We start from the raw sequence: 8,525 nt of genomic DNA on the forward strand, positions 1-8,525 counted from the left end.
AACCCCCAATACCCCGCCACCGCACCAACCAGGCCGCGTTCAAACGCGTCTCATCCCCTGACCAAACCTCAAATCCTCACACACCAACCCGTTTCGCAGAGACCTCGCGAAAGCCGGGACCCAGGGTTGCAAAGGACATCGCTCGTGGCCCTGGGTCCCGGCTTTCGCCGGGATGACGGCGTTGGGGTCGATCCCTTCACGGCTTGCTTCGACGCGGCCGGTCAGCCCCCTCCGCCCCCCAAGTGTTGACTCGGGCTCCCCCCCTTCCTAAAGCGCCCTCGCATCGCAGCCGCAGGCCGGTGATGCTTCGGTGTCGCCGCCCCTGCGCGGCGGCTTTTTCATATCTGGATCGCGCTACCCCGTGTCTGACGACCATGGCCACGACGACCTTGACCAGCGCATCGCCGATGCCAAGGCGGCGGCTGCGCGGGAAGACGGGCCGAAGCCGCAGGCCAAGGGCTATAACCAGGGCTCGCGCGTGCTGATGGAGCTCATCGGCGCGCCGCTGGGCGGGGGCGTGATCGGCTTCGCGCTGGACTATTGGCTCGGCACCAGCCCCTGGCTGCTGCTGATCCTGCTGGCGCTGGCGTTCGTGGTGGCGTTTCGCAACATCTATCGCATTTCGAAGGAGCAGGCCGAGTGAGCGCGGGCAAAATCGACCCGATGGAGCAGTTCCACGTCGAACCGGTGCTGGGCGGACATCTCAGCATCGCCGGCTATGACGTCTCCTTCACCAATTCCGCGCTGTTCATGGTCGTCGTGGGCGCGCTGCTCGCGCTGTTCATGTGGGGCGGGCTGCGCCAGCGCCTCGTGCCGGGCCGCTGGCAGCTGATGGCCGAAGGCGCGGTCGGCTTCATCGAGAACATGACCGCGACCAACATCGGCAAGAAGGACGGCAAGAAGTTCGCGCCGTACATCTTCTCGATCTTCTTCTTCATCCTCTTCGCGAACTTCGTCGGCGTGCTGCCGCTCGCGATCGTGCCGGGGCTGCACACCTTCGCGGTGACGAGCCACATCACCGTCACCGCGGTGCTGGCGTTCCTGTCGTTCGGCATCGTGCTGTTCGTCGGGCTGTTCCGCCACGGCCTCAAGTTCTTCACGCTGTTCGTGCCGCACGGCGCGCCGCTGTGGCTGATGCCGGTCATCATCCCGGTCGAGCTCATCTCGTTCCTGGTGCGCCCCTTCTCGCTGGGCCTGCGACTGTTCGTCGCGATGACCGCGGGGCACATCCTGCTCGAGGTGTTCGGCAGCTTCGTCGTCCAGGGCTTCAATGCCGGCGGCCCGCTCGGCTGGCTGGTGAGCCTGCTGAGCTTCGTGATGATCGTGGGCGTGAGCGCGCTCGAGCTTCTGGTCTGCGCGATCCAGGCCTATGTGTTCGCGCTGCTCACCTCGCTCTACCTCCACGACGCAGTGCACCTGCACTGATCGTCCGGACCCAAGATTTTGAACCGACCTGATTTCTGAAGGAGCTTGAAATGACTGATACGGGTGCAATGTACATCGGTGCCGGCCTCGCGGCGATCGGCGTCGGCCTGGCCGCGCTGGGCGTGGGCAATGTGTTCGGCTCGTTCCTCGAAGGCGCGCTGCGCAACCCGGGCGCGGCCGACGGCCAGCAGGGTCGCCTGTTCATCGGCTTCGCGGGTTCGGAGCTTCTGGGCCTGATCGCGTTCGTCGTCGCGATCCTGATCCTCTTCGTCGTTCGCTAAGTCACGGAGGCCTCGGCCCATGCCGCAGCTATCCCAGATCGGTGAGATCTACGCATCGCAGCTCTTCTGGCTCGCGATCGTGTTCGCGCTCATCTATTTCGGCATCGGCAAGGCGATGGTCCCCAGGATCGAGCGCACGATCGAGAATCGCGCGACCGTGATCCAGGAGGACCTCGCCGCGGCCGAGGCGACCAGCGACGCCGCGCACAAGGTGCAGGCGACCTATGAGGCCGGGCTCAACAGCGCCCGCGCCGAGGCGCTGCGCCTGACCGGCGAAGCCAAGGCGGCGGCCAGCGCCGCCGCCGAGGCGAAGGTGAAGGCGGCGGCTGCCGCGGACGAGGCGCGCGTCGCCCAGGCCGCGGCGGACCTCCAGGCGCGCACCGGCAAGGCGCTCGCCGAGGTCGAAGGCGCCGCGGTGGATGCCGCCGAGGCGATCGTCGCCAAGCTCTCGGGCGTGACGGTCGACCGCGCGGACGTCGCGCAGCGAGTGAAGGCAGTGTTGGCAAATGGCTGAAGAAGCGCATCAGGGCATGACCGCGGCGACGGGCACCGTTGAGCTCCATCATGAGCCGACGGCGTTCGGCCTGGCGGCACCCGGCTGGGTGGCGCTGTCGATGCTCGTCGTCGTCGCGATCATCCTGTGGCAGAAGATGCCGGCCGCGATCGGCCGCATGCTCGACGCCAAGATCGACGGCATCAAGCGCCAGCTCGACGAAGCCGCCAGGCTTCGCCAGGAAGCCGAGGCGATGCTGATCGACGCGCAGACCAAGCACGCCGCGAGCGCGGCGGACGCGGCGGCGATCGTCGCACATGCCGAGGCCGAGGCCGCGGCGCTGCTCGCCAAGGCGGAGACGGATGCCGACGAGCTCGTCGCGCGCCGCGGCCGCATGGCCGAGGACAAGATCGCGGCTGCCGAGCGTACTGCGATCGCCGAGGTTCGCGCGCGCGCGGCCGAGGCGGCGGCGCAGGCCGCGGCGGCGGTGATCGCCGAGAAGCACGGGGCGGCCGCCGACAAGGCGCTGGTCGACAAGGCGATTGCGGGGCTTTCCCGCGCGCACTGATCGCGGCGCGTCGAAAGACTGGAATCACGACGGCCCTCCCCTCGCGGGGAGGGCCGTTCGCATTTCGGCTCAGTTGCCGAAGTGTGCGCGCGCGTCGCCGAACGGATCGCTCACTGCGGTGCCGCCCTTGCGATAGCAGACGAAGTCCATGATCGCTTCGTTGATGCTGTCCTTCGCCGGCACCTTGTGCTCGTTGATCGTCTGCGACGCCTCGGTCGACATCTTGTTCCCGCCCTGATCGTAATAGGTGTATTCCAGGGTGCGGAAATAGCCGCCGGTGCAGTCATATTCGGAGCGGATGCCGCTCGCATAGACGTCGCCGCCGATCGGCTCGGCATAGACGCTCTCGGTCATCACCACGATCTTGCCGCCGATCGGCCGCAGGCTGTCGAGGTCGACATAGCTGTAGGTCTTCTCGTTTCCGCCGACGCGATACCAGGATTCGGCATTGGCCTCCGCGGGAACAACACCCAGGACTGCGGCGGCAAGCAACAGTGCACGCATCTTCTCTTCTCCCCCTCTCGCCCCGCAACGCCCGCGGGGCGGGCTAAGCCGCGCTCCCCTGAGCACGGTCTCGTTTCCTGCGCATTGCGCAACATGACGCGCACAAAGGCTGCACGCGCCTGAAGCAACTCTGCCATTTCGGAGCAACAGGGGGAAGCCATGAACTGAGGCCCGGCCGATTCGGGGCGTTCGATCGCGGCACGATCGTTCCGCCGGCCCCGATCGTCATCGAAACCCGCGCCAACCCATTGCCCGCTACGTAGAATTGCGTATGACGCCGCTGATGCCCCAACCGAACCGCGAACTGGGAGTGATTGCACTGGGCGCGGCCTTCGCGGGGCTCGCCGCGGCCGTTCTCGGCACCATCGTCCTGTTCAACGAGCAGCAGCGCGCGCAGCAATGGGTGGTGCACACCCTCCAGGTCGAGGAGCGGCTGAGCAGCGTGCTCTCGGGGCTGCAGGACGCCGAGACCGGGCAGCGCGGCTATATCGTCACCCAGGACCCGGCCTATCTCGCGCCCTATTACGACGGCGTCCGCCGGATCGACGTCGACATGGCGGCGCTGCGCCGCGAAGTCACCGACAATCCCGACCAGATGGCGACCGCCGCCGAGCTGACCCGCGTCGCCAAGGCGCGAGTCGAGCGGCTGACCGTCGGCATCGAGCTCACGCGTGCCGGCAGGGCGGACAGCGCCGGCGAAGTGATCCGCCAGGGCGTGGGCAAACAGCTGATGGACCGCTGCCGCGCGCTGATCACCCGGATGAAGACCACCGAGCACAGCCTGCTCGACGGGCGGATCGCCGCGGTCCAGCGCGGGTCGAGCCTGCTGACCGTGTGGCTGCTGATCAGCGCGGTGCTGGTCGCGGGGCTGGCGCTGCTGGTGACGCGCGACGCGCGCACCCGCGCCCGCGCTTCGGCCGAGGCGCGCGATGCGCTCGCGAAGGCGAACGAGAAGCTGCGCGACGAGGCGCGCAACCGCGAGGCGGCCGAGGCGCAGGTGCGCCAGATGCACAAGATGGAGACGATCGGCCAGCTTACCGGCGGGATCGCCCATGATTTCAACAACATGCTCGCGATCGTGATCGGCAGCCTCGACCTCGCCAAACGCCGGCTGGCGAAGGACCGCAAGCGCGCCGAACAGTCGATCGACAATGCGCTGCACGGTGCCGAGCGCGCGGCGCAGCTCACCCAGCGGCTGCTCGCCTTCTCTCGCCAGCAGCCGCTCGCGCCCGGCGCGGTCGAGATGAACCGGCTGGTCGCGGGCATGTCCGAGCTGCTCCGCCGCACGATCGGCGAGACGGTGCGCTTCGAGGCTGTGCTGGCGGGCGGGCTGTGGTCGGCCTTCATCGACGCCAACCAGCTCGAGAACGCGCTGGTCAACCTCTGCGTCAACGCCCGCGACGCGATGCCGCAGGGCGGCCGGCTGACGATCGAGACCGCCAACACCTATCTCGACGAGCAATATTCCGCCGCGCACAATGAAGTGACGCCGGGCCAATACGTCATGCTCTCGGTCACCGACACGGGTACCGGCATGCCGCCCGACGTGATCGAGCGTGCGTTCGATCCCTTCTACACCACCAAGCCGGTGGGGCAGGGGACGGGGCTCGGGCTCAGCCAGGTCTATGGCTTCGTCAAGCAATCGGGCGGGCATGTGAAGATCTATTCGGAGCCCGGCGTCGGCACGACGGTGAAGCTCTACATCCCGCGCCACTTCGGCGATCCGGCCGCGGCGGTGGCGGCGCAGGCGGGCAGCGCGTCGGCCGAGCTGCCGCGCGCGATCGAGGGCGAAGTGGTGCTGGTGGTCGAGGACGAGGATCGCGTGCGCGACCTTTCGGTCGATACGCTGCAGGACCTGGGCTATGCGGTGCTCCAGGCCGACGGCGCCGCGGCGGCGCTGGCGCTGCTCGGCGAGGGCGGGCGCGTCGACCTGCTGTTCACCGACATCGTGATGCCCGACATGAACGGCCGGCTGCTTGCGGACGCGGCGCGCAAGGCGCGGCCCGCGCTCAAGGTGCTCTACACCACCGGCTACACGCGCAACGCGATCGTCCACAACGGCGTGCTCGACCATGACGTGCACTTCATCGCCAAGCCGTTCACCGTGGCGCAGCTGGCGGCGAAGGTGCGGTCGGTGCTGGATCTGGTGGACTGACTTCCAATCCTCCCCCAGCTTGCTGGGGGGGGGGACCGCCGCCGAAGGCGGTGGTGGAGGGGCCGCGCCGTAGGCGCGGGACTTGCTTTCAGCTCGGGGCAAACGCCGCTTCGCGGCGCCCCTCCACCATGCTCCGCATGGTCCCCCTCCCCTGCTGTGCAGGGGAGGATTTGGTCCTCGACTTACTTCGGCTTGCGGAACACGAAGATGAACTGGTCGGTCTTGCCGCGGATCGAGGGGTCGAAGACGTTCGCGGTGTGCGGGTCGGTCGAGTTCCGCAGCAGCGGGCTTTCCTTCTCCAACTTGAACCCCGCGCTCTCGATCTCGGCGCGCGCGGAGGCAGGGTCGATGCGGTGGAGCTTGTTGGGCACCGCGAAGCCCGGGTCCGCTTCGGCGACATGATCGATCACCAGCAGCACGCCGCCCGGCTTCAGCGCTGCATAGAGCCGCTTGGCGACGTCGACCGACAGGCCGGGCTTGGCGAAGCCCAGGTGCAGGTCGTGCCAGTTCTGCACCGTGATGATCGCGTCGAGCGGGCCGGTGAAGGCGACGGTGTTGAGCGAATCGCTGAGCGGCGTGACGTTGGCATAGGCCGAGGCGACCGTTTTCTGGTCGTCGCCGTAGCTCGCCTTGAACTTGATGAACTCCTCGGGCTGATAGGCATAGACGTGGCCGTTGGGGCCTACGGTCTTGGCGAGGATGCGCGTCCAGTATCCGCCGCCCATGATGAAGTCGGCGACCTTGCCGCCCGGCTTCACGCCCATCAGCGCCAGGATCTCGCCGGGATGGCGTGCCGCATCGCGGTCCTTGTCGGCCTGCGGGCGGCCGGCGTCGGCGAGCGCGGCGGTGACCGCGGGCGACACGGTCTGCGCCTGCGCGGCGAGCGGCATGGCGACGGCGAGCAGGGCAGCGGAAAGCAGCAGCTTCATGGCGAGTCTCTCCTCAGGTGTTTGAGCGCACCATGACACATTGATGTGACCGTTCAAGTTGCCCGAGTCCCGCGCCGCGCCTACATCGCGTCGGACGATGTCCGACCCCAATTCCCCCGACCGGTTCAACGAGGAAAAGGCCACCTATGCGGTGCGCGGTGCCGATGCGCCCGACCTCGACGCGGGCGTCGCCGCGATCCGCAACGTGCTCAAGACCTTGCCCGCGCGCCCCGGCGTCTATCGCATGCAGGATGCGCGCGGCGACGTGCTCTATGTCGGCAAGGCGCGCGCGCTCAAGAACCGGGTGACCAGCTACACCCAGGTCCAGCGGCTGTCGAAGCGGCTCCAGCGCATGGTCGCGCAGACGCGGTCGATGACGATCGTCACCACCAACAACGAGGCCGAGGCGCTGCTGCTCGAGGCGCAGCTGATCAAGCGCTTCCGTCCCGCCTACAATGTGCTGCTGCGCGACGACAAAAGCTTCCCTTTCATCCTGCTGCGGCAGGACCACGACTTCGCGCGCATCCAGCTCCATCGCGGCGCGCGGCGCTTCAAGGGCGATTACTTCGGGCCGTTCGCGGGCGCGGGGCAGGTGCGCAAGACGCTCAATGCGTTGCAGAAGCTCTTCCTGCTGCGCTCGTGCACCGACGGCTTCTTCGCGACGCGCGACCGGCCGTGCCTGCTCTACCAGATCCGCCGCTGCTCGGCGCCGTGCGTCGGGCGGATCAGCGAGGCCGACTATGCCGAGCTGGTGAGCGACGCGCGCGACTTCCTCACCGGCAAGTCGACCAAGGTCCAGGCCAAGCTCGGCGAGGCGATGCAGACGGCGGCCGAGGCGCTCGACTTCGAGCAGGCCGCGGTGCTGCGCGACCGGCTGAAGGCGCTGACCTTCATCCAGGGCAGCCAGGCGATCAACGCCGAGGGGGTGGGCGACGCCGACATCTTCGCGCTCGCGCACAAGTCCGGCAGCATGGGCATCCAGGCCTTCTTCATTCGCGGCGGGCAGAATTGGGGTCACCGCAGCTTCTTCCCGGCGCACACCCAGGAGGTGCCCGAGGAGGAAGTGCTCAGCCAGTTCCTCATGCAATTCTACGAGGAAGTGCCGCCGCCGAAGAACGTCTTCGTCGACCGCGATCTGCCCGAGGCCGAGCTGCTGGCGGAGGCGATGGCGGAGCGCGCGGGCCACAAGGTGGCGTTGTCGGTTCCCCAGCGCGGCGCGCGGCGCCGGCTGATCGAGCAGGCCAAACGCAACGCCATCGAGGCGCTCGACCGGCGGCTGGCGGAGGGCGCGACCCAGGCGAAGCTGCTCGCCGAGATCGCCGACATCTTCGAGCTCGCCGAGCCGCCCGAGCGGATCGAGATCTACGACAACAGCCATATCCAGGGGACCAATGCGCTCGGCGCGATGGTGGTCGCGGGGCCCGAGGGGTTCCTCAAGAACCAGTATCGCAAGTTCAACATCAAGCGCGCCGAGACCGTGGCGGGCGACGATTACGGGATGATGCGCGAAGTGCTGTCGCGCCGCTTCGCCCGCGCGCAGGAGGAGGACCCCGACCGCCAGGGCGGCAACTGGCCCGACCTCGTGCTGGTCGACGGCGGGCGCGGGCAACTGAACGCGGCGATGGGGGTGCTCGAGGATCTCGGGATCGAGGACGTCCAGCTCGTCGGCGTCGCCAAGGGGCCGCATCATGGCCGCGAGGGGCGCGAGGTTTTCCACCTCATGGACGGCCGCGAACTCATGCTGCCGACCAATTCGCCGGTACTCTTCTATCTGCAACGCCTACGTGACGAAGCGCACCGCTTCGCAATCGGCGCGCATCGGACCAAGCGCGCCAAGGCGATCGGCGCGAGCCCGCTCGATGACGTTCCCGGCATCGGCCCGGCGCGCAAGAAGGCGCTGCTGATGCACTTCGGCACCGCGCGGGCGGTGCGATCGGCGAGCCTCGAGGATCTGCAGAAGGCGCCGGGCGTGTCGGCGGCGGTGGCTCAGCAGCTGTACGATTTTTTCCACGCGCAGTGAGGGCGCGTGCGCCCCGACCCCCAAAGCCGTCATCCCGGCTTTCGCGAGGTCTCTGCGAAACGGGTTGGTGTGTGAGGATTTGAGGTTTGGTCAGGGGATGAGACGCGTTTGAACGCGGCCGTTGGTTGGTGCGGTGGCGGGGTATTGGGG

Annotated in this window: 9 protein-coding genes; 7 read left to right on the forward strand and 2 right to left on the reverse strand. The window is 68.0% G+C overall.

Going from position 1 to position 8,525, the window contains the following annotated elements; genetic code table 11:
• Positions 1–361: 361 nt before the first annotated feature.
• The 5 genes from J7495_RS20065 to J7495_RS20085 all read left to right on the forward strand — a co-directional run bounded on the left by J7495_RS20065 (position 362) and on the right by J7495_RS20085 (position 2,767).
• Positions 362–643, forward strand: a complete 282-nt coding sequence (locus J7495_RS20065; RefSeq protein WP_294058754.1) for an AtpZ/AtpI family protein — start codon at positions 362–364, stop codon at positions 641–643.
• Between the two features lie 20 nt (positions 644–663).
• On the forward strand, positions 664–1,425 hold the full coding sequence (locus J7495_RS20070; RefSeq protein ID WP_294058761.1) for a F0F1 ATP synthase subunit A: 762 nt from the start codon (positions 664–666) through the stop codon (positions 1,423–1,425).
• A gap of 68 nt (positions 1,426–1,493) precedes the next feature.
• Positions 1,494–1,706 carry a F0F1 ATP synthase subunit C gene (locus J7495_RS20075; protein ID WP_294058762.1) on the forward strand — a complete coding sequence of 71 codons (213 nt, stop codon included), beginning with the start codon at positions 1,494–1,496 and terminating at the stop codon, positions 1,704–1,706.
• A 19-nt stretch (positions 1,707–1,725) separates the two neighbouring features.
• A complete protein-coding gene (locus J7495_RS20080) occupies positions 1,726–2,220 on the forward strand; it encodes an ATPase (RefSeq protein ID WP_294058755.1) in 495 nt (164 codons plus the stop codon).
• Positions 2,213–2,767 carry a hypothetical protein gene (locus J7495_RS20085; protein ID WP_294058756.1) on the forward strand — a complete coding sequence of 185 codons (555 nt, stop codon included), beginning with the start codon at positions 2,213–2,215 and terminating at the stop codon, positions 2,765–2,767. The genes J7495_RS20080 and J7495_RS20085 overlap by 8 nt, the downstream gene beginning before the upstream one ends.
• Positions 2,768–2,836: 69 nt before the next feature.
• Here the strand turns inward: J7495_RS20085 and J7495_RS20090 are convergent, their stop codons facing one another.
• The gene (locus J7495_RS20090; RefSeq protein WP_294058757.1) at positions 2,837–3,271 is read right to left on the reverse strand and encodes a surface-adhesin E family protein; all 435 of its coding nucleotides are present in this window, start codon (positions 3,269–3,271) and stop codon (positions 2,837–2,839) included.
• A gap of 283 nt (positions 3,272–3,554) precedes the next feature.
• Here J7495_RS20090 and J7495_RS20095 point away from each other — a divergent pair, with 283 nt between their 5' ends.
• A complete protein-coding gene (locus tag J7495_RS20095; protein ID WP_294058758.1) occupies positions 3,555–5,426 on the forward strand; it encodes a CHASE3 domain-containing protein in 1,872 nt (623 codons plus the stop codon).
• A 182-nt stretch (positions 5,427–5,608) separates the two neighbouring features.
• Here J7495_RS20095 and J7495_RS20100 read toward each other — a convergent pair whose 3' ends face one another.
• Positions 5,609–6,355 carry a methyltransferase gene (locus J7495_RS20100; protein WP_294058759.1) on the reverse strand — a complete coding sequence of 249 codons (747 nt, stop codon included), beginning with the start codon at positions 6,353–6,355 and terminating at the stop codon, positions 5,609–5,611.
• Positions 6,356–6,452: 97 nt separating this feature from the next.
• Between J7495_RS20100 and uvrC the strand changes: the two genes are divergently transcribed.
• Positions 6,453–8,375, forward strand: coding sequence for an excinuclease ABC subunit UvrC (uvrC, locus tag J7495_RS20105; RefSeq protein ID WP_294058760.1), 1,923 nt, complete (start codon positions 6,453–6,455; stop codon positions 8,373–8,375).
• Positions 8,376–8,525: the final 150 nt, after the last annotated feature.

It is taken from the genome of Sphingomonas sp. (genome assembly GCF_017745215.1).
Lineage (GTDB): Bacteria > Pseudomonadota > Alphaproteobacteria > Sphingomonadales > Sphingomonadaceae > Sphingomonas.